Origin of the sequence: Cohnella lupini (assembly GCF_003386205.1) — a bacterium.
Taxonomy (GTDB): Bacteria; Bacillota; Bacilli; order Paenibacillales; family Paenibacillaceae; genus Cohnella; species Cohnella lupini.
In genome coordinates this window covers 261,056-281,564 of the sequence record NZ_QRDY01000003.1, presented here as the reverse complement: position 1 = coordinate 281,564, position 20,509 = coordinate 261,056, and the positions used below count along the sequence as shown (strand labels likewise).

Genomic DNA, 20,509 nt, shown 5'->3' with positions numbered 1-20,509 from the left:
AGTTATTGCATCGCAACCATAGAAGTAGCCACCCGAATCTTCGGATGGCTACTTTAATTTCACTTGAGGACAAAAGCCGCACGGCTGTGGCCTTCTTTGGTTTTGCTGACTTCGAGCACGGCGGGGAAGGCTTGTTTGAGCTCCTGCACGTGCGAGATGACGCCGATCATTCGGCCGGAACGCTGCAAATCGATTAGAGTCGTAATCGCTTTGTTCAGAGAGTCCTCGTCCAGCGAGCCGAAGCCTTCATCGATGAACATCATCTCGATGGAGACGCCTCCCTGGTACGCTTGAATGACGTCCGTCATCCCAAGAGCCAGGCAAAGCGACGCGTTAAACTTCTCACCGCCGGACATCGACTTCACGTCCCGATTTTGGCCGGTATACGCATCGTAAACATCGAGCCCAAGGCCGCTTTGTTTGCCTCGCGTCTCTAATCGGTCGCTACGCTGAAGCAGGAATTGCCCGTTGGAGAGGTCGTTCAGCCTCGCGTTCGCCGCATGAAGAATTTGTTCGAGGAATTCGATGAGAATATAGCGCTCGAACGATATTTTCAGCGGATTGTCGCCTTTGATCATTTGATAAATATCGGCGACCCGTTGCTGATTAGCCTCCAGCTCGCGGAATTGTTCCGCCGACTTGGCCAGCGAAGCCAGCAAGCGCATCGACTCTTGCTTATAGTGATTCAGCGAGCGCAACTCATCCGAAATCTTATCTAGCTGCCCCTTCAACTCTACTATTTCTTCTTGGAGCGCTGCCGGAACAGGCCGAGTCTTCCCGGCCAACTCCTTATCCAATTCGAGAATTTGAATCGATAAGGAGGATAGCTTGGCTTTGAACTCTTCAATGAGCCGAGTCAGGCTGCTTCTCTCCGCTTCCGGAAGTTTGGCCGCATGATACTCGGCGATCGTCGCGAATCCGGATCGCGCCATCTCATCTTCGAATCTTCTCTTTACATCCTCGTTATGCTTGAAAGACTCTTCGAACTGGCTATTCGCCTGTACCGCGTTCGTCCTCTCTTCGACGAGCCGCGCCTGCGAGGATTGCCGCAGTCGCTGGGCTTCCTGCCATGCGGCGATCAGCTTGTTCATCGAATCGGTTTGCTCGGTTAAACGCGTTGCAAGCTGGCTCGGGGATCTTAACCCTTCCGGAATACGGCCGAGCTCGCTGTCCAGCAACGACTGCTTCGTGCTTCTGTCTACGGATATACGGTGCTGATCGGTCACGAGCCGCTCGCGCTCGGCTTGAAGCTTCTCGAGCTGACTATCTATTGATTCGGCATTCTCCCGATACGACTTCGCCAACTCGGCCTGCTGCTTCATAAGGTCCGTCTCCGACCGAAGCCGCTTGCCGTCTTCTTCCGCCCGGGACAACTGGACCGGGAACGGCTCCTCCGTAATCCCGTATTCCGTCGCGATCGCCGACTTCTCGTTTCGTCCCGTTCTCGCCGCCGCAGCTTGCGCCCTCGCTTCGCTTAACTCCTGTTCCGCCAGTCGCAGCTTCTCCTTGGCCGCTTGCAGTCCCTCGCGGGAAGGAGTCCCGGACAAGCCCGCGTTCGCTTTATCCGGATGCACCTCGCTGCCGCAAACCGGGCAAGGCTTCCCGTCGTGAAGATGCGCGGCAAGAAGTCCGGCTTGTCCTTCCAGCCAAGAGGATTCCAGCTGGTCGTGATCGGTTTGAAGTTGCGATGCTTTCGTTATTCTATCCGCTTCGTACTTGGAGATTTCGGCGATACGATGGTCCAAATCCGCCAATTCCTTCAGCAGCTTATACTTATTTCGCATATGCTCGTACCGCTCCAGCGTTTCCGGAAGCTTCACCGCCTCCGCCTCCGCCAGCTTCAACCGCTCCCCGAGGCTCCGCTTCTCCTCGCGAAGCCCCTCAAGCTGGCGCTCCAGCGCCTCGCGCTTGCCGATAACCCCCCGCTCCGCAGCCGCAAGCCGCTCCGCCTCCACCTTACGCTCTTCGAGCGTCTGCACGATCGGCTTAAGCTCGGCCAGCCGAGCAAGCTCCCGATCGGCCTCCTTGCGTTCCGCATCGCGAGCTTCCTCGCTCCGGAACCTCTCCTCGGCGACCGCGTGCCCGCGCTCCGCCTCGGCAACGTCCTGAAGCTTGCGCTCCCGAGCGCCCCGCTTCAGTTCCATCGACCGTTCCGCGGCAGCCGCTTGCTCCTCGTAAGGCTCAATTCGCGCCGCCTGATCCGCCAGCTTGACGATTCGTTCGCTCTCGACGATGTCCGCTTTGCGAACCTCCAGGCTCTCTAACTGAAGTCGTTTCTCCTCCAGTTGAACGAACCGGCTCTCCGTTGCCAACGCCTCTCGCAGCGCGGACTCCCGGGCATCTAACTTAGCAACTACGGATGCTTTCCCGGTCTCGATCTCCGCCATTACTCCTTCGTAATACGCAGCTTCCTGAACCAACCCTTCCGACACCTGAGTTATGCTGCTATATTCCTGCTGCAATGTTGCCGTGAGCAAGCTGCCTTCCCGTTCCGGCAACGTCTCCCGAGCTTGCTTAACGTAGACGTCCTGCATCGCCTTCGCTTCCTTTAATGCGTCTTGAAGCTCGCGGTTGCTGCGTTGAAACCGATCCTCGATCTTCTGATACAAGCCGGTGCGGAAAATCCGCCGTAAAATCTCTTCTTTATTCTCCGTGTCGGAGGTCAGAAGCTTGCGGAATTCGCCTTGCGGAAGCATCACGATCTGGCTGAACTGCTCCCTCGTCAATCCGATGACCGATTCCATTCGCAGATTCACGTCCGACACGGTAAACCGGTCGATGCAAGGCACTTCCGCGCCCGACGTCGTTTCGTACAGCTCGGCCTTGCCTCCCGTTTCGCTTTTGTTGCCTTCCCTGCGGTGCGGCATTTGGCGAAACACCCGGTATGTTCGCGATCCTACCGAAAAATGATAATCGATAGAAGTATGTACTTCATCCGAAGCAAAATGGCTACGGAGCATTCGCGGCTCCGCGCGGTCTTCCCCGCTGGCGCTCCCGTACAACGCAAAGCATATCGCATCGAATACGGTCGTCTTTCCCGCTCCCGTATTGCCGGAAATGACGAACAATCTTCTGTCCTCCAGCAAGCTGAAATCGATCGTTTCGGTATCGCGATAGGGTCCGAAAGCGGTCATGCTGAGTCGAATCGGCTTCATACCGCTCCCCCCTCTTCCCGCAATACGTCGGAATACGTTTCCGCGAATAGCTTCCGTTTGTCATCCGTTAGCGGGATGCCTTTCACCTCTTGATAGAAAGCTGCGAACAAAGCTACAGGATCAGCTTCTCTCCTTGCCACGTTTTCCTCCGCCGCGCCGTCCGACCCGATGCCGAAAACCGCCGTAACCTTTCGTTCGACGTGCAGCGCGTTCGGATATACCGCACGAACCTTCTCCATCGGAAAAAGAACCGGATTATCGTTCAGCAGCGTAACGAATACGTAATCCTCGCATACCACATGCTGCTCGATTTCTTCGATCGGAGCGACGACGCGACGCATGTCCCGGAGCGGCTTCAGCTCTCTTTTGTCAACGGTAACCATGCCCTCTCCGTCCATCTCGACGATTAGAAACCCTTTGCGGTGCGTTTCTTCGGATATCGAATATTTCAGCGGCGAGCCGGAGTAACGGATCGTTTCGTCCGACACGTGATGTGCCTGGTGCAAATGTCCGAGAGCCGTATATCGAAACGTTTTGAAGTATTCGGAATGCACGTAATCAGCGCCGCCGATGGAAAGCGGACGCTCGGACTGGCTCGTGTTCTCCTCAGGCCTTGCGCCCGGCGTCACGAATGCATGTCCCACGAATACATGGCGAGCGGCGGAATCCATCGAAGCCGCGATCCTTTCGACGATTGCTTTCATCGCATCGTCGTGGGTTCGGATAGCCTCGTCTTCAAGTATGTAACGAACCTGCGCCGGATCCGCATAGGGCACGAGATGGAAATGAACTTCTCCGTATTCGTCGCGCAATACGACGGGCTTCATCGCCGCCTTCAATTGCCCCGACAAGTGCAAACCTCTCGCTTCCATGATTGAGGTTCCGAACGAGAGCCGGTCCGGGCTATCATGATTACCCGAAATCGCTAATATCGGCGTATTCAGCTCCATCACGATCTTCCTGAACAGCTCGTCCAGCAGCTCGACGGCTTCCGTCGGCGGTATTGCCCTATCGTACAGATCGCCGGCCACGACCACCGCATCCGGACGCTCCCGTTCCACGGTCTCGACCAATTGCTGCAGCACGTAACGCTGATCCTCCGTCATATAGACGCCTTGTACGAGCTTGCCGAGATGCCAGTCGGCGGTATGTATGAATTTCATGAGGCTTATTTTCCTCCCCGGTCAATGTTGAATCGTATGTTCTTCTATTCTAAACGATCGAATCGAAGAATGGGAGACTCGGATAATGGTAATGGAATCGCAAAGCTCCGCTAGTCTGCACGCCGCGCTATAAAAGCACGCCCCCGTCTACCGAACGGAAGCGTGCCTGCTTGAAACCTCTCTATTAAACCTCTATGCATTACTTGCCCCATGGTGGATTAATACGGCTGAGCAACCGTGTACTTCAAGATGTATTCCGCTCCGTCTCCCTGCAAGAAACCAAGATTCATGCTTCCGTCATCGTCGGGGCTTATTTCGACGTTGGCGGTATCGATATAATCGTCGTCATCGATATCGTCCACTTCCATCAGCTTAATGGCCGCATCTTGAATAATCATAATACGATGGGGATCAATGGCAACCCCCGTTATCGCCATAGGGTTATGGTGACCTTGGTCGCTATCCGCATCCGGGTAGAGAAACGTGCTTGTAAAAGTACCGTCCAGCGTCAACTCCAGGTAAGGGTCGTCGTCGCCCGTGAAATCCTCCTGCTCGATGCAGTAAAGTTCGGCGATATCCAAAACTCTCAGATTCGTTTCGAAGTTAACGGAGAAGGCTGCGGATTGATTGGTCGACGGCTGCGGTCTTGAAACGACAAGCCGGTATTCTCCCTCCGGCAGCGTTTGCATCGTCGTTCCGAATTTGGTATGGAAGCCTGAATGCTTCGCGGACGAAGGTCTAGCGAATAGATTCTGCCCGTTCTTGTCTTTGCGAATCGCGAAACCGAAACGTATGGTCGGAGCTTTAGGAGACGGATCGTCGTAGGTCTCCCCCGTCTTGACTTTTTGTTCGAGATCGAACGTAGACCATGGCATGGCTCCATTGTCCGACAGCTCCGTCTTGAACTTAAAGAACGTCTCCGTCTGCAGGGATTGGATGCCGTTATCGGCTGCCATATCCGCGTTCATGCGCTGATTCGGATGCAGTACGATCGCATCCTCCCACGTCGCACCCGCAGCCTTATGGATGTTAAGGTGGAAATCCCCTTGCCATGTCTCGTTAGGCGTGCCATTTGATTCGACCGCTCTTATGCGCAAGTAAAATGCTCCCGGAGGCGTATACGTTACCGTCTCTTGCCTGTTGTTAATGACGGCGTTGCCTTCCCATGGCTTAACCGGAAAGGAAAGTTCGTCTTCAGCGTACGCGGTCAGCTCAAGGCTTGTTTTGGGGATGTCGGTGGCGTAAGCCTTGAAAGTATAAGTGCCTGCCTTCGGAAAATATACCCATTGATAGTCGCCCGGGCTCGCAATGTTATACTTGTTTACTCCATCCGGCTGTTCGCTTGCGATCGAGGGGGAGCAGAAGCTAGCGGACGTTCCGATTACGGTATCGATACCGTAATGATCCGATAGATCTCTTCCTTTCGAATCCACGAAGTCGCGCTTCACCGTAGAATGCATGAAGCAGCCTCTTGGATATTTACCGATCATATAATCCAATCTCTGATTCATTTTGAACTCGTCGTCGACCAAGACGTGCGTATTATTAAGTCCCCTGGTATAACCCGGGTCTTTGCCCGAGTTGTATTCGGACCAAATATCCCTTAACCCAAGATCGTAGAGCTCGCTATTCGCGCCGATTAGGTTATCGTACTCGGACGTTCCTCCGATTACGTTCAGATCGCCGGTTAAGAGGATGGCTTCGTTTTTTCTCCCGGCAGGTGGTACTACGAATTTAATAAAGTCGTTAATTTGCTTAAAGTTGCTTATACGGCCTTTCTCCGCATCCGGATCGGGAATCGAGTAGCTAGCTTGCGCATGGGAGAAAAATACGTTTACCGGGGTCCCCGACGGATCAAGCAATCTTACCCATGCCACGCCTTTGACGCTGAAGGAATCATCGTGGTACAAATCCTCGTACGGCATGAACCCGTTGCTGCAATTATTATCGAAGCCGTATCCTTCGACGATATCGACTCCGCCGCAGTACAAGTCGTCTACCATCAAATCGACGGAATCGTATACCGGAGCGCACTCGGAATCGGGAGGACTGCAATCTCTCTTGATTTGAACCGTCTTGACGAAAATATTGCTCAAGTCGTTTCGCGGTGCGGGCGCAAGCTTAGAGTAAACCGCAAGTCCGCTATTTCCCGGCTTCACCGGGTAAGTCGATCCGATATCCGTCAGCGCGAACGGATACGTCGGTTTGAGCTTGTCGGTAATCCCGTCTTTCATATCGCCGTCGAATAATTCGTTAATCGTCACGACATCGTAATCACCTGCCAGAATTTTATCCCCGATCAACTGGCCTCTGTCGTATTGGGACATATCGTACTCCTCGCCGAGAAACAGGGCCGTAATCCCCTGAACGTTATACTGCAATACTCGAATAGGCTGTTGAGCGGCCGCGGAAGCTTGATCGGGTACCGCTAGGGTCACCGCCGGGATAACGAGCGAAACGATTAAACATAAACGTAACCATAATTGCGAAGCTTTGAATATCGTGCGAGACATTAACTCATTCCTCCTCTTCTGTTAAACCTTCCTTTTCGGTTGGTTCGATTTTAAGCTTAATGAATTCTCGCCGACGGTTATATACTCGAATTTCCGATGATTGACAATTGTAATTCGGAACACCCCCTGTTCGCGGTAAAAGAAATCCGTGACCGGATGGGAGCGTCTTCAGCTCGTTTTTACGGTAAACCGAACAGTGTGGTGTTGGAGTTATCGAAGTTTCTTTGTTAATTCGGTCCGTTTTGCGCTGGGTTAGCGGAGTTATCGAAACTTCTTCGTTAATTCGGTCCGTTTTGCGCTGGGTTAGCGGAGTTATCGAAACTTCTTCGTTAATTCGGTTCGTTTTGCGCTGGGCTAGCGGAGTTATCAAAGCTTCTTTGTTAATTCGGTCCGTTTTGCGTTGGGCTAGCGGAGTTATCGAAGCTTCTTCGTTAATTCCGCTCGATCAGAATAATGATGGTCTTGTCCGCTATTTCCGTGCACATCGTTTGGCTTCGGTTGAATATATTGTTTAATACATCCTTTTCAAATACTGCGACAGGGGGCCCGCCATGAATCATCCCTCGTTCATCTTATCCCGGGAAGATTGGTCACTTCACCGTAAAGGCTATCAAGATCAAGCACGCCATCAGCAGAAGGTCCGCGACGCGATCAAGCAGAACCTGCCCGACCTGATTTCCGAAGAAAACATCGTCATGTCCGATGGACGTCAAATCATAAAGATTCCGATTCGCAGTCTCGATGAATACCATTTCGTCTATAACACGAACAAGAAGAAACACGTCGGTCAAGGTAACGGAGACAGCCAAGTCGGGGACGTGATCGGGGTCGATCCGACGCCCGCGGGCGGTAAAGGGGAAGGCGCGGGTTCGGAGCCCGGCGACGACGTGGTCGAAGCCGAGATTTCCATCGCGGAGCTGGAGACGATGCTGTTCGAGGAATTGGAGCTGCCTTATCTCAAGAAAAAGGATAAGCAACAGATCGAAGTGAAGGACGTGCGCTTCACGGACGTCCGGCGTAAAGGCATCATGTCCAACATCGATAAAAAAAGGACGATTCTCGAAAATCTGCGCCGTAATTCGAGAGACGGCAAATCCGAAATCGGAGGAATCAGCCCCGACGATCTGCGGTTCAAAACATGGGATGAAATCGTTAAACCGCAGAATAACGCGGTTATTTTGGCGATGATGGATACGTCGGGCTCGATGGGCAGCTTCGAGAAGTATTGCGCGCGTTCCTTCTTCTTCTGGATGAACCGGTTTCTGAGGAAGCAATACGAGAAGGTCGACATCGTCTTCATCGCGCATCATACCGAGGCGAAGGAAGTAACGGAAGAGGAATTCTTCACCCGCGGCGAGAGCGGAGGCACGATCTGCTCGTCGGCTTACGTCAAAGCGTTGGAGATTATCGACAGTCGCTTCCCCCCGTCCTTATACAATATTTATCCCTTCCACTTCTCCGACGGGGACAACCTGACGAGCGACAACGAGCGTTGCGTTCGGCTGATCAAGGAGCTGCTGGAGCGTTCGAACATATTCGGCTACGGGGAAGTTAATCAGTACAACCGAAGCAGTACGCTGATGTCGGCCTATAAGCATCTGGATCACCAGCAATTCCTCTATCACATTATTAAGGAGAAGAGCGAGATCTATCAGGCTTTGAAGACGTTCTTCAAGAAACGGGAAGCGGCAGTGTAAACGCGAAAAAGCGGGAAATCAAAAAAACGGAGCGATCTTCCCCCGTTGAATACAGGGAAGGATCGCTCCGTTTGTGCTTATTCGCTAACCTTGAATTCTCATTACAATTACAAATTCAAATTAAGTTCCAACGCTTTGCCCAGAGTGCGGAGAATCAGAACGACCGACTCTTCGCGGGTAGCGCTGGCAGTAGGAGCGAATTGTTGCGCGCCTTTGCCTTCGATGATTTGCTGTTCGGCCAATGCGTTAATCGCATCCGCAGCCCATGTGCCGTTCACATCCGTAAATTTACCTTCCGTAGCAGGTTTTCCAAGCTTCATGGCTTTTGCCAGAATCGTGGCGATCTCCGCGCGGGAAACAATCTGATTCGGCTTGAACTTTCCATCGCCGTAACCGTTGATCAACCCCATTGCATGCAGGGTTTCAATGGCATCGGCAGCGTAACTCGTGCCGCTTACGTCGGAGAACAAAGCTCCCTTTTTGCCGGTTACGCCAAGGGCGCGCGCCAGCATGGTTGCGAATTCTCCCCGCGTCACGTTTGCTTTCGGATGGAAGGTCCCGTCCGTGTAGCCTTTTACAAAGCCGATGCTGCTAGCTAGCGAAATGGCAGAAGCACTCCAAGACGCGGATGGCAAATCCGAATAAGTTGCCGCAGCCGGATTCGCTAATGCCTTTTCAATGTTTGCTTTTACGGCATCTACGTCTACGCCTTCAACAAGGGTCGGTTTACCCGTTTCAGGTGCCGGCGTTTCGATTGGTGGCGCCAGTGGCGTATAAGGTGGCGTATAAGGTGGTAGCGTTGTCCCATCATCGCCAGCTAGTACGACTACCGGAATGATGACGAGATCACCGTTATAAGACGCACCGACAACGGCAGCTCCTTGATCATGAGTTTTAATCGCGCCATTCTGAACATCGGCCACTCTCGGACTCGACTCTAGCCATACGACTTTGGATGTGACATCTTTCTCCGTACCGTCCATTAACATGGCCATAACCTTCGGCTCTACGGATTCGCCCGTCTTGGCAATCACGTAACCAGGAAGCGCATAAGTCGACACGAGCGGAGCCGAATCCGGATCCGCAATCGGTTCGCCCACGTTGACCGTGACATCCAAAGACAAGCCCATATAGCTGAACGTGACAACGGCTTGACCGGGAGCTTGCGCGAGGAAGACCCCTGAATCGTTAACGACGACAACGGAATCATCCGACGAAGTCCATGTTCCTAAATCTTGTACTTCGGCCGAGGTCAAGTGACGAACGCCTTCATAAATCAATTGTACTATCGTATAATATTCGGTTTTAGCCGGGAGCGATATTTCCGTTTCGCCATAAAAGAGGGTTAGATAGCTCGGTTTAGCTACCCTTACGAATATTTGATCGTTCAGCGGAGTTTCTTGCCGAGGATCGTCATACTCGAATTTAATGTAGGCTTCGCCGGTTCCATGAGAAACAATGTTACCGTGCGAATCAACGGTCGCGACAGACGGGTCGGAGGTACTCCACCTGCCGTCGTCGTTCACTTCAATCGTTATATTGTTATACATAGCGAACACGGGATGCGCATTCTCCGCGGTATCCGGTTGAATAACAAGATCCGCACCGTCGATCATGATTCCTTCGAGCACGACAGACCCGGATTCAGCCTGCACCGTTACCGGAATCTCAATAGACGGATAGTCGCCGTATCGGACAGTCGCAGTCGTTTCCCCTATCGTAACGCCTTTCACTTTACCCTGTTTATTCGTAGCGATCGAGTTATCGGAGATGCTCCACTCCGTAGGATAGAACTCCGATTCGTTGTTGCTGTCCGTAAGATCAACGATTCTTCCGTCGGAGAGCGCGGCCTGCAAACGAGCAGGGTATACTCCGGTTGGCTGAACGACGATGTGCGAAGGCCGATAAAAAACTTCGACGTTCTTGGATGGAGCCTCAAAGTCGCCGTTTATTCCTACTGATACTTCGACAAGAGAACTAAACTGGCCGTCTTGAACCAAAACATCCGTCGTTCCCTTGCCTACAGGCGTCAATACGCCGTTGCGAACCGTAACGATGTTCCGATTCAACGAGGTCCATACGCTCGCCGAGGTCGCATTTTCGGAAGTACCGTCGTCATATCTGGCTTGGGATGTCATTCCATAGCCTTTGGAACCCAGGTCGAGCGTAACTTTCGCTTGGCTCGGCTCAAGACCGATCATTTGCTTGAAGGTATCGGCTCCGGATGAAGAAGACGTCGTTTCCGGGAGGACTTCGATCGTCAGGCGCTTCGTCATGGATAAACCGAAAACGGTAATGGTTGCCTTCCCTTCTTTGACCGCGGTAAGTTTTCCGTCGGAGCTCACGGTCAGAATGTCCGGATTCATCGAAGTATACAAAGCCGAGCTTCCTAAATCGAAATCCTTAGATGGATCGCTGCCGTAATTGTAAATTGCTTTTACGTTCAACTGAAGAGGTGCATCGTTGACTTTCATCGTCTTCACGTCAGGCGTAACTTGAAGAGAAGTAAACGTGTGCGTTTCGACCGGAGGCGTGCCCGGAGCCGGTTTTACGTAAATCGGCACGTAGACCGTCCGGTTTAGGTAAGTTGCCGAAACGAGGCTTCCTCCAAACCCCGCACCCTTTGTTACGACGGCATTGTCTTCAATGGAAACAAGCACGTTGCCGGCTAACCATTCAACCTCGTCCGTAACGTTCTGGGTGGAACCGTCGCTATAGATGGCAGTCACGACCATTGGGGCCGATTTCTCTTCGAACTCCAACGTGTAGCTTGGTTTGCTTACATCCAAGCTTAGAAGTACTGGTTTTTGGGGATTACTAGTTACTTTCACCGGAATCTGTATAGGGGTGACGGAATCGTAAGAGATCGTAACGGTCGTCTCGCCTTCGGACACTCCATAGATTACACCGGCATCCACGGTTGCGATTTCCGGATCTTCGACCGTCCAATTGGCAAACTGCGTTACGTCGCCTTGCGTTCCGTTGTTAAAGGAAGCTATAGATTTAATCTCTATGCCGTCGTTAGGCATAACCTCCACGCTGGTCTCGCTTGCCGTAAGACCTACGGTTTCGACAACATCGACCAGAACCGTGTAAGTAAGATCTTCATAATTGAAATGAATATAGGTTTGACCAAGCTTGTTGGCCTGGATCAGTCCGTCTTCCGTAACGGAAGCAATGCTCGGATCCAGCGAGAGCCATGTTCCTTTGGTCGTTACGTCGTTCCTGATCAGGCTGATATTCTCCCGCACCGCCGTCATCGGTAGAAAATCGCCGACCTTCAACCTTGCTTTCTCCGTGGACAAAAGGATATCAAGCGTCTCATCCGCCAGCGGTACCGGGTTAACGGTCACGAAGAACGAAGCCGCCGGCCCGTTGTTGTATGTAGCCGAAATAACGGAAACGCCGCTTGTTCCGGCATGCACGATTGCAGGTCCGTCTTGATTGCCCGCCGGCGTTATCGAGGCTACGGAATCGTCTTCAGTCACCCATGTGGCAAATTGGGTCACGTCCTGCATGGAGCCATCGCTATATAACTGTTTCAGATGAACCTCTTGGTCATCGCCTTCCGTCAGAGTGCTATCAACCGGCGTGTCCAACATCAACGAAACCGGTTCGGCAACTGGGGCCAACATGTCGGCATTCGTTGGATCAGTCGCGGAATCGGATGGAATTTCAGCGTCGCTAGGAACTTCTATTGGATCAGCTTCCGTAGGAGAAGCTGGAGGATCTGACGGTAATTCCGCGGTTGGAGCACCTGCTACTGAATCGGCTGTTTTAACCGCTAATGCAGAAATAGCATCTGGTCCCGAAGCGAATACCGATGAACTGAAGGACGATAATACAATTGTGCCGGCTAGAAAAGCAGTCATAATTCCTTTGGTGTGATTTTTCAACTTCATGTGTATACCTCCTAAGATGTTTTGTAAAAAAAATGCGGATTTCGTGGTACAGCCAACCTCTTTGTTACCAATATATTCCACATTATTGAGTGAACTTAACTGAATTGGGTTGAAGTTAACGTCAAACTCATTCATGAAACGTTATGTAATATAACATTAACTCAAACGTTTAAATCATGGATCCTTCTAGCAGAGGCATACGCTCCTTCTTGATATGAATTACGCAGCATTACTTACTAATCGTTTGGTAAGTATTTATGCAGCTATTTGAGTATAGCTACCCCATTTTTCCATGTCAACCTTTCTAAGGTTACTCCATTTAACCATTACATTCCATATTATAAAGTAATAAGAAATATTATAGTCATATACTACTTTATTGTTCGTTATGAGTCACATAACATAACATGTAGTACTTAGTGTAGATAATTTGAAACTGTAAATCCATAGGTATATCGAATCGATTGAGCAAGTCTGAATTCCTATTCCGGCTACATTCGGATTCGATTCTTATCTTTCTTCCTTGCTTTGCTGGCCCGATTAAAACGCAAATGACCCGCAAGAAGTTCGCTTTATGCAAAGCGTCCTTCTTACGGGTCACTATTAAACTTTCATCTATCCTTCTATCAACTCATTCTTACGCTGGAATTCCTAACGACAATCTTTGGAAGCAGCTTGATTTCATTCTTTTCCCTCGGCTTGCCTTGGAGCCGGTCCATCAGTAGCTGCGCCGCTTTTCGCCCGATCTCCTCTTGCATTAGCGCAATGGAAGTCAGCTTCGGGTATACGCGCGAAGAGATGTCCAAGTTATCCATGCCTACGATCGCGATGTCGTCGGGAATGCGGAAGCCCGCTTCCTCGCAAGCCTTCATGACCCCGATCGCCATTAGATCGTTAGCCGCCACGATTCCTTCAGGTCTAGCGTCCAGCTCTAAAATGGACTTACCGGCCAAGTAGCCGCCGCTTTCCGTGTAGTTCGATTCGGCAACGTATTCTTGTACAAGGGGCAAATTCGCTTCCAGCAGAGCGTCGCGGTAACCGCAAAACCGCTGATAGCCGGTCTGTTCGCCCAGGTTGCCTCCGATATATCCGATCTTCTCGATACCTTGCTTGATCAAGTGCTCCGTAGCCAGCTTGATCCCACTGTAAGTATCCACATATACGTAATCAAATTGGTCTTGCCCTTCCGGGGAAACATACTTATTCGTAAGTACGACGGGCGAGCCTGCAGCATTGATGGCGCGGATGTTTTCTTCACCGAAGTTAAAGGAAACCATAATCAATCCGTCGGCTACTTTTTCCTTCAGAATCTGGATCGCTTTCAACTCTTCCTTCAGACTGTGCTTGGTATAAAACAAGATTAGAAGGTATCCGTGATCTTCGAGTACTTGATTGATTCCGTTAATCATGTCGAAATAGAAGGGGTTGCAAATATCCGGCACGGCGAAAATGATTTTGTTCGTTTGCCGCATCTTCAGATTTTTGGCCGCATTGTCGGGTGCGTAATTCATTTCTTTGGCTGCGGCCAAAATTCTAGTCTTTGTCTTCACGCCGCAGTACCCTCTGCCGGACAGTGCCCTTGACACGGTGGAAGGCGAAACGCCAACATGCTCCGCAATTTGATATATCGTATTTTTATACATGATTTCCTCCGTAAGAATGGCCCTCTTCTTGCTGCGTTCCCATGATTTCACACTAACATCTTACGATCTTGTTATCAAATGGAAGCTGAGGTTGGATTGCTGCTCGTCCGCCCGCTTACGAATTCATATCCGAATCGATCGCGCATCCGCAAATACCCTTCGGCGGCCGCCCCGTTTCCCCAGTCGAAAATCGTGAACTCTCCCATAGGATCTTCGGTCGGATGGGTTATCCCCCCATGTCCGTAATTTTCCATCATAAATCCGTAATCCTTCTCGCTCAAGAAAGGCCAGGCCTTCTCCCATCTTTCCTTGACGACTGCGTTCTCCGGGCAATACATCATCGTGAACGATGCGCGCATGGCCGATAGTCCTCGCTCGATGTATTCCTCTTCGTTTAATTCAAGACCGTATAACACGATAAGTTCCGCGAACAAGCTTTGACGCGCATCGTTCCATTCCCCGTCCGCGTTCATGACGCCGAATCCGCCAAGCGCCGGCACGTAAATATAAGGAGGTTGCCATGCCGCCTGCGTCATTAGCATTTCATCCAAGCAACGCCGCCCCATGGTCATGTATTCCTCATTTCCGTTGAGCTTGTAACACGCAAGCAGCGCTTCCGCCGTCCAGAACATCGAGAAGTTGCATTGCTTATACATGTTGTTGCGTGGTATTTTGCCGCCTCTCCAATCGGCCTCGCCTACTCGGCTGCATGACCAATACGTTTCGAAATCTTCCCATCGTCCATCCGGCACCACATGCACGAGAACTGCATCCATCGCTCGAAGCGCCGCATTCGCATAGGAACGCTCACCTGTCAGATCGTGCAGCTTCAATAAAAACGTGACGGATAGCGCGGTTTCGGCTGATTGATCAAGCACGCCGCAAGACATGAAGGTCGCTTTATCGATCCATCCCGGAAAAAAACCGCTTGAATCCTGCAACTTCAATAGCGACGACGCATAACGATGCGCATAATCGATCAACCGCTCGTCTTGCTCCAGTTCTTCATGCCACCGCAGCATAAGCAACGCAGTCCAGCTCATGTCCAGAACATGATAAGGAGCCTCCCGAACGTTTAGATGAAACGGGTTGCGGTCGGAATTGCCCCAATAACGTGTCGACCAACCTAGCGAACGATTGTAGTATTGACCTCCCACTTCCACGCGTTCCATTTCCGTTGCAATGACAGATGGAAAGAATCCGTTCGATTGCGGTGCCGCGAGCGCGAGCTCTTTCATCATCTTCGCCCTTGCTACGTATTCCGGACGATCATTCAAGCGTCCGAAGCGGAAAAGCCCCTGCGCCGACCGCAGCGAACTGAACCAGGCTTGATTCCAAATCGAACGAACTTCCCGTTCGTTGACGCGCCCCGGATAGTTCGGGCTTTGAGTTACGTTTACGATAAATGTTGGTGCGCCAACCCGAATGCCGTCTAACTCGAATTCCTGCCACACCGCGTGCTCCCAATCGCGAAATGCCCAATCGTACGCTCGGTCGACATATACGTTTAGTTCTCCTTCGTTCGGCTGGCCTTGCGCGAGAAGCGGTCGGCCCCATCCCTCCCAGAAGAAGCGCAATACTTCACGCCAAGGATTGTTCAAGTGTTCGGGAGCATCCGACGCTACGATATAGAAGCCGAATTCGAGCAGTCCCCGCGGATACGCGGCGCCCGATTCCCGTACGTGCAATACGTGCTCTCTGACGGAAGTGGCGGTCATCCCCAACACGAGCCGATTACTCGGAGCATCCAAGTCCATATACCAATGCGGTTCGGTATCGCTACCGCTCTTCGCTACTTTTTCATGGTTATTCCGTAACAGTTCCACGTCTGGAATGACAGTCAGCAGTTTCTTCTTATCGGATGCCAGGAGGGCAGGACAGCGAAACGAATGTTGATCTACGACATGCTCAGGCGTCGGCGTGAGATGCGGCGACCAATGAAAGCTTGGCGAGAAAGAAGGTTTTAATCGCACCTGCCAGTCGTCCTGTCGTATCTCTTCTTCCAATGTAAACCGAATAAGGACATGCGCCTTTCCCGCCGAAATCTCCGATAGGAGAATATCGGGCTTGACGTCGCCCAACCAATCGCAGGTAAACGAGTCGACGTAACCTTTGAAATCCTTGCTAAAGGAAACCAATTCCGAATGATGACTCATGGAAGCAAACTCCTTTCAACCGCTGCGATTGTCTCAACTCTCGTATCTCCTTAAACGACTTCTCTCTCATCGTTACCGAGCAGCGCGGGAAACGGCGCGTGCGGTTCGGCTTGGTACCAGATCGCCGTAGATGCGATATCGCTTTGTTGGGGTAAATAACGTCTGTCGGATCGCCATCCGAGATCTTGGATCGTTACCCGCAGATCGCTTTCGAAACGGATCGGATCCATGACGTGCCATCTATACATACCGAATCGTTGCTGACTTCTGTAGAGCCCATCCGGCTTAATCGCTTGATGCATGCCTAGGTATGGCGTCGAGTATGTGCTGTACGTTCCTAACGGCTGCTCCCAGTTCCACGCTCCGCCGAAATAATCCTCGGTTCCCGTACCGCATATCGTCGGGAACTCATGGTCGCCATCCATATAGAATTTGATCTCGCCTTCTCCCCACCACCCGTTGTTATTCACCTGCCATGCTAAATAACAGCCGACATAATGACCCTTCCCTTTGACTTCGTCTAGGATCGTATGAACGTCTTTGTAGGTGACCGGGTTGCTCCTCCGCCATTGCGCATGGAAATACGCCGCGTCATCCGGCACATCCGTTAGGGTATAGTCGATCTGATAATAAAGCACCGCTTTTTCCTTCGATTTGTTCTCTATCGTCATTTTCGCCGACTTGCGGAAAGGCATAAGCCAATAGCTATTCATGCCTCCGGCCGGATTAACGGCAATGGGATGCGAATTGACGTTGGTTCTTTCCTGCCAGCCGTTACAGAATAGATCTCCCACCGGAACCTCGACCGAAGGAAGCTCTTCATCGTCCCAATGGAATCGAACGATCAAGTTACGCCAGAACGTTGGAAAACAGGTTAGCCAAATATGCTGGATAGCGCCAGGCCCCTCCATATACCCCATCGTGAACGTAACGCCCGGCTCGATTTCCACCGAAGGGGAAACCTTCCAGCCGATCCCGAGATCTCGCGCGCAATCCTTCCCCGTACCTTCGGTTGCCATGCCGCCTTTTCCCTTTTCGCCAGCGAAGTTCTCGGGGCTTATCGATCTCGTTCGCGCATTCGACAACCGGACTAAGCTTCCTAGCCCCATATCTAATCCGTTAAAAGAATTCATATTGTTATCTCCTCGTCATGTATGATTGGCAGATTACTATAAGCTAGCGTGTCCCTCGCGATCACATCAACTCGATCATTACGACGCATTTAGCCGGAATATGAAACTCCGTTCTTCCGACTTCCGACCGGGAAAGCACAAGCGATCCTGCTTCCGTTCTTTCTTCCGAGAACACCCGGGCATGCGTCTTGCTCATCCCGTATTCCCCCGATTCGAGCTCGATGCTTACCTTGTGTTGCTCTTCACTGACATTAGAGAAGAACAAACCGATGCTTTCCTCCTTGTATTTCCAAGCGGAATGTACGATTGCATCGACGGTGATTTCTCCGGACTCGTTATACTCCTTTGACTCTTTGCCGTGATTATAATGGAACCAATCCAAGACGATCCTAGAGCATTCGAAGTCAAGGGGACGCAGCATCCGACCATAAGCCCAATATTTGTTCGCAATGCCAGTACGTAAGCCAGCAAACATGGCTAAGTACCCAGCCCTCTCCATGGAATACTCATAACCCCGCGGCTCGAACGGATAATAATGCTCCTCCGGCGAGTTCTCAAGTCCGTCCAACGTCTCCATAGGACTGTATTCGTAATTCAATTCGTACAGCCCGCCCCACAGATAAGTTCGAGCAACCGTGAAATAGTAGAGCTTTCCGATTTCTGCGACCAGCTTACCCCAGCCGTCCAATCGCAAAGCGCCATATTCGTGGTATACATAGGAGAACATCGGAATGAGCTCCGCTTCTCCCGTTTTCAGCAAGTCGCGAATCGGCCATCCTTCCAGAGGCGCCGCAGGCTGCCCTCCGGCCCGGGCTTGATAATAATCGATCAGATCGAGAAGAGTCTCGTTCATCATTTCCGTGCCCATCGGTACGTATCGCCCGGCGACTGCCGTCATTGCGTCTTTTGTTTCGGAAAAATTCCGACGGTAAGCATCCTCGATCGTTTTGCCCGCTCCAACGGGATGTCCGTGAGAATCGTCCATGCAAACTTTCAGAATATTATTGGCGGAAATGTCGTAGTAGATGGAGTCTACATCGTCCGTACGTTGGAGCGCTTCATCGCGGCGAACATGAAACTCCCTTGCGTACGGGTGCGCAGGGCATAAAAAAGGGAACGGATAGCCGTCTACGCTTTTTTTGTTATCCGGAAACTTCTGGGCTGCCGCTTTCCCTTTTTGCCCGTCGGCTCCCTCGAAATTGTAGAGGTAATCGAATTCGAACGGAGCGTACTTATCTCCGTATTCCTTCATGCAGGTTATGTTGTCCGGATTAAACTTCGTAGGGAACCAATCGTCGAAGCCTCCGGGAACGCCTTTGTAGAACGTTTGAGGAGCATTCGTCCAGTCGGGCCCGAGAATATGGAACATCCGCGTTCCCAACGTCTCGTGATACTTACGCAACCATGGCGTTCGATCCGAACCTGCGTTAATCCCAAAAGTTGCGACACCCATATCCTTATGGAGCCAGTCATCGGAACCCTCGCGCTCGGCCAGCTTCCCCCGAACGCACCACTTCTGCTGCTGCGCCCACGCTTTATACAGCTCTGCCGCTTCGTACCAATCCTGACCCTCTAGTAGGGCAATCCGGATTTGATAGGCGGGATTTACCCCTTTCCCCGCCCCCATATCTTCGCAGCCATGGATAAAGGAAGCTTCCAGAAGACCGTTGGCGTTTTTGTAGAAATTCAACCATTTAGGGTGCCCCTCGCCGTCCAAAGCAGCGAAATAGAGGCCTCCTTTGTTTAACCCGTAGTAAGTAAAAAACTGCATCGTCGCACCGGAGAAACTCTCCGGATAAGGCATGAATCGCTGTCCGAGTCCGTCATGAACAAATTGCTTCATAGGATTTCGCACCTTGAAGCCGGTCGCGAACGGATGAGCGATAAAATCGTCGTTTCCGTTCTCCGTAATGGTCCGCAAGTCCGGAATAATCGGGTATTCCAGGCCAAGCAGCCGCTCATCCGAACCATTAATCGCCGAGCACTCGAACTCAAGCGATCCATCTCCATCCTCTAGCGAAATCCAAGCTTCCACGGTTACGCTATCCTCCGTTCGCCAAGTTAACGAAACTTCCTGGCGGCCGGAAGCCGTACGCTCCATAACCCATTCAAAAAACGCAAATGATCCGGTAAAGCCGTGATCCGTTTCTATGCGAAACGGATCGCTTCCTACCGAATTCGCAATATAGTCGATTTCAGAACGCAAATCTCGAAGGCTGCGAACGGCTCCGTCCTTATCGCTAATCTCCAAGCGGATCAGTTCGTTCTCTAGAACTATCATCCCAAGAGTCCTCCCTCGACCGACATCACTTTAAGCCGGAAATCTTTATGCCGGAAATAATATATTTCTGGAAAATAAGAAATAAAATAATGGTCGGCAGCGCCGACAACGCCGATCCCGCCATCAGCATGCCCATTTCGGACGAGCGTTCGGAGCGGAATGTGTACAGGTATTGCATGATCTGAACCAAGTCAATGTTCGTAACCGTCATCGTTGGCCATACGAAAGAGTTCCAATATCCTAAATAAGCGCCTATTCCAACGATAACGAAGACGGGAAAGGACATCGGAATGAAGATGCCCGTAAATATTTTTATCCGTCCTGCTCCGTCGATGAGCGCTGCTTCCTCTAACGATTGCGGAATATTCAAGTAAAACTGTCTCATGAAAAACATATGTCCCGCGGAGGCAATGCCCGGCAAGATCAGAACCCCCATCGTATCGAGCATTCCCATTTTAGTAACGACGATAAAGGATGTCAGAAGAATGGCCATGCCCGGAATGAACATCGTCATGATGACATATAGCCATATCGCTCCTTTAAATCGGAACTCAAGTCGCGCAAAAGCATAGGCAGCGCTCGCATTGACTAATAGGGTTAGCGCGGCGAATACGATCGCGCCTCCGAAGGTGATCAGCATTGCTTGCTGAAACACCGCATCGCTCAGAATATCCGTGTAATTGGTCACTCGCCATTGCTCCGGGAAAAACCGGAACGGCGTTGCCAACACTTCGGTCTTTTCCTTAAAGCCGGCAATAATAACCCACAATAAGGGAAAAAGCGCCAGAATCGTAACGAAAATGGCTATGGCCGTGAGAACTATTTTTGGAATCGTATTTTGTGTTTTCATATCCGTATACTCCCTC

General features: G+C 51.4%; 10 protein-coding genes. 1 reads left to right on the top strand and 9 read right to left on the bottom strand.

Annotated features, from left to right (window positions below; genetic code table 11):
• Window positions 1-59: 59 nt before the first annotated feature.
• From DFP95_RS08170 to DFP95_RS08160, 3 genes are all read right to left on the bottom strand, one after another.
• Entirely contained in the window at window positions 60-3,155 is a 3,096-nt protein-coding gene (locus DFP95_RS08170) for an AAA family ATPase (protein ID WP_115992104.1), read from the bottom strand.
• Window positions 3,152-4,318 carry an exonuclease SbcCD subunit D gene (locus tag DFP95_RS08165; protein WP_115992103.1) on the bottom strand — a complete coding sequence of 389 codons (1,167 nt, stop codon included), beginning with the start codon at window positions 4,316-4,318 and terminating at the stop codon, window positions 3,152-3,154. The genes DFP95_RS08170 and DFP95_RS08165 overlap by 4 nt, the downstream gene beginning before the upstream one ends.
• A 218-nt stretch (window positions 4,319-4,536) precedes the next feature.
• Window positions 4,537-6,831, bottom strand: a complete 2,295-nt coding sequence (locus DFP95_RS08160; RefSeq protein WP_115992102.1) for an exonuclease/endonuclease/phosphatase family protein — start codon at window positions 6,829-6,831, stop codon at window positions 4,537-4,539.
• 551 nt (window positions 6,832-7,382) lie between these two features.
• Here DFP95_RS08160 and yhbH point away from each other — a divergent pair.
• Window positions 7,383-8,528 carry a sporulation protein YhbH gene (gene yhbH / locus DFP95_RS08150; RefSeq protein ID WP_115992100.1) on the top strand — a complete coding sequence of 382 codons (1,146 nt, stop codon included), beginning with the start codon at window positions 7,383-7,385 and terminating at the stop codon, window positions 8,526-8,528.
• Window positions 8,529-8,635: 107 nt separating this feature from the next.
• Here the strand turns inward: yhbH and DFP95_RS08145 are convergent, their stop codons facing one another.
• The 6 genes from DFP95_RS08145 to DFP95_RS08120 all read right to left on the bottom strand — a co-directional run bounded on the left by DFP95_RS08145 (window position 8,636) and on the right by DFP95_RS08120 (window position 20,493).
• Window positions 8,636-12,430, bottom strand: a complete 3,795-nt coding sequence (locus DFP95_RS08145) for an S-layer homology domain-containing protein (RefSeq protein WP_181907318.1) — start codon at window positions 12,428-12,430, stop codon at window positions 8,636-8,638.
• Window positions 12,431-13,056: 626 nt separating this feature from the next.
• On the bottom strand, window positions 13,057-14,073 hold the full coding sequence (locus tag DFP95_RS08140) for a LacI family DNA-binding transcriptional regulator (protein WP_115992098.1): 1,017 nt from the start codon (window positions 14,071-14,073) through the stop codon (window positions 13,057-13,059).
• Window positions 14,074-14,147: 74 nt separating this feature from the next.
• Window positions 14,148-16,229 carry a glycoside hydrolase family protein gene (locus DFP95_RS08135; RefSeq protein WP_115992097.1) on the bottom strand — a complete coding sequence of 694 codons (2,082 nt, stop codon included), beginning with the start codon at window positions 16,227-16,229 and terminating at the stop codon, window positions 14,148-14,150.
• Between the two features lie 50 nt (window positions 16,230-16,279).
• On the bottom strand, window positions 16,280-17,362 hold the full coding sequence (locus tag DFP95_RS08130) for a glycoside hydrolase family 172 protein (protein ID WP_115992096.1): 1,083 nt from the start codon (window positions 17,360-17,362) through the stop codon (window positions 16,280-16,282).
• A gap of 61 nt (window positions 17,363-17,423) precedes the next feature.
• The gene (locus tag DFP95_RS08125) at window positions 17,424-19,643 is read right to left on the bottom strand and encodes a DUF6259 domain-containing protein (RefSeq protein ID WP_115992095.1); all 2,220 of its coding nucleotides are present in this window, start codon (window positions 19,641-19,643) and stop codon (window positions 17,424-17,426) included.
• A gap of 25 nt (window positions 19,644-19,668) precedes the next feature.
• Window positions 19,669-20,493 (bottom strand): carbohydrate ABC transporter permease, encoded by an 825-nt coding sequence (locus DFP95_RS08120; RefSeq protein WP_115992094.1) that lies wholly within the window; start codon window positions 20,491-20,493, stop codon window positions 19,669-19,671.
• Window positions 20,494-20,509: the final 16 nt, after the last annotated feature.

Bases quoted from the DNA above. Each gene is read 5' to 3' on its own strand.
- DFP95_RS08170 (WP_115992104.1), bottom strand. From the start codon at position 3,155: ATGAAGCCGATTCGACTCAGCATGACCGCTTTCGGACCCTATCGCGAT.
- DFP95_RS08165 (WP_115992103.1), bottom strand. From the start codon at position 4,318: ATGAAATTCATACATACCGCCGACTGGCATCTCGGCAAGCTCGTACAA.
- DFP95_RS08160 (WP_115992102.1), bottom strand. From the start codon at position 6,831: ATGTCTCGCACGATATTCAAAGCTTCGCAATTATGGTTACGTTTATGT.
- yhbH (WP_115992100.1), top strand. From the start codon at position 7,383: ATGAATCATCCCTCGTTCATCTTATCCCGGGAAGATTGGTCACTTCAC.
- DFP95_RS08145 (WP_181907318.1), bottom strand. From the start codon at position 12,430: ATGAAGTTGAAAAATCACACCAAAGGAATTATGACTGCTTTTCTAGCC.
- DFP95_RS08140 (WP_115992098.1), bottom strand. From the start codon at position 14,073: ATGTATAAAAATACGATATATCAAATTGCGGAGCATGTTGGCGTTTCG.
- DFP95_RS08135 (WP_115992097.1), bottom strand. From the start codon at position 16,229: ATGAGTCATCATTCGGAATTGGTTTCCTTTAGCAAGGATTTCAAAGGT.
- DFP95_RS08130 (WP_115992096.1), bottom strand. From the start codon at position 17,362: ATGAATTCTTTTAACGGATTAGATATGGGGCTAGGAAGCTTAGTCCGG.
- DFP95_RS08125 (WP_115992095.1), bottom strand. From the start codon at position 19,643: ATGATAGTTCTAGAGAACGAACTGATCCGCTTGGAGATTAGCGATAAG.
- DFP95_RS08120 (WP_115992094.1), bottom strand. From the start codon at position 20,493: ATGAAAACACAAAATACGATTCCAAAAATAGTTCTCACGGCCATAGCC.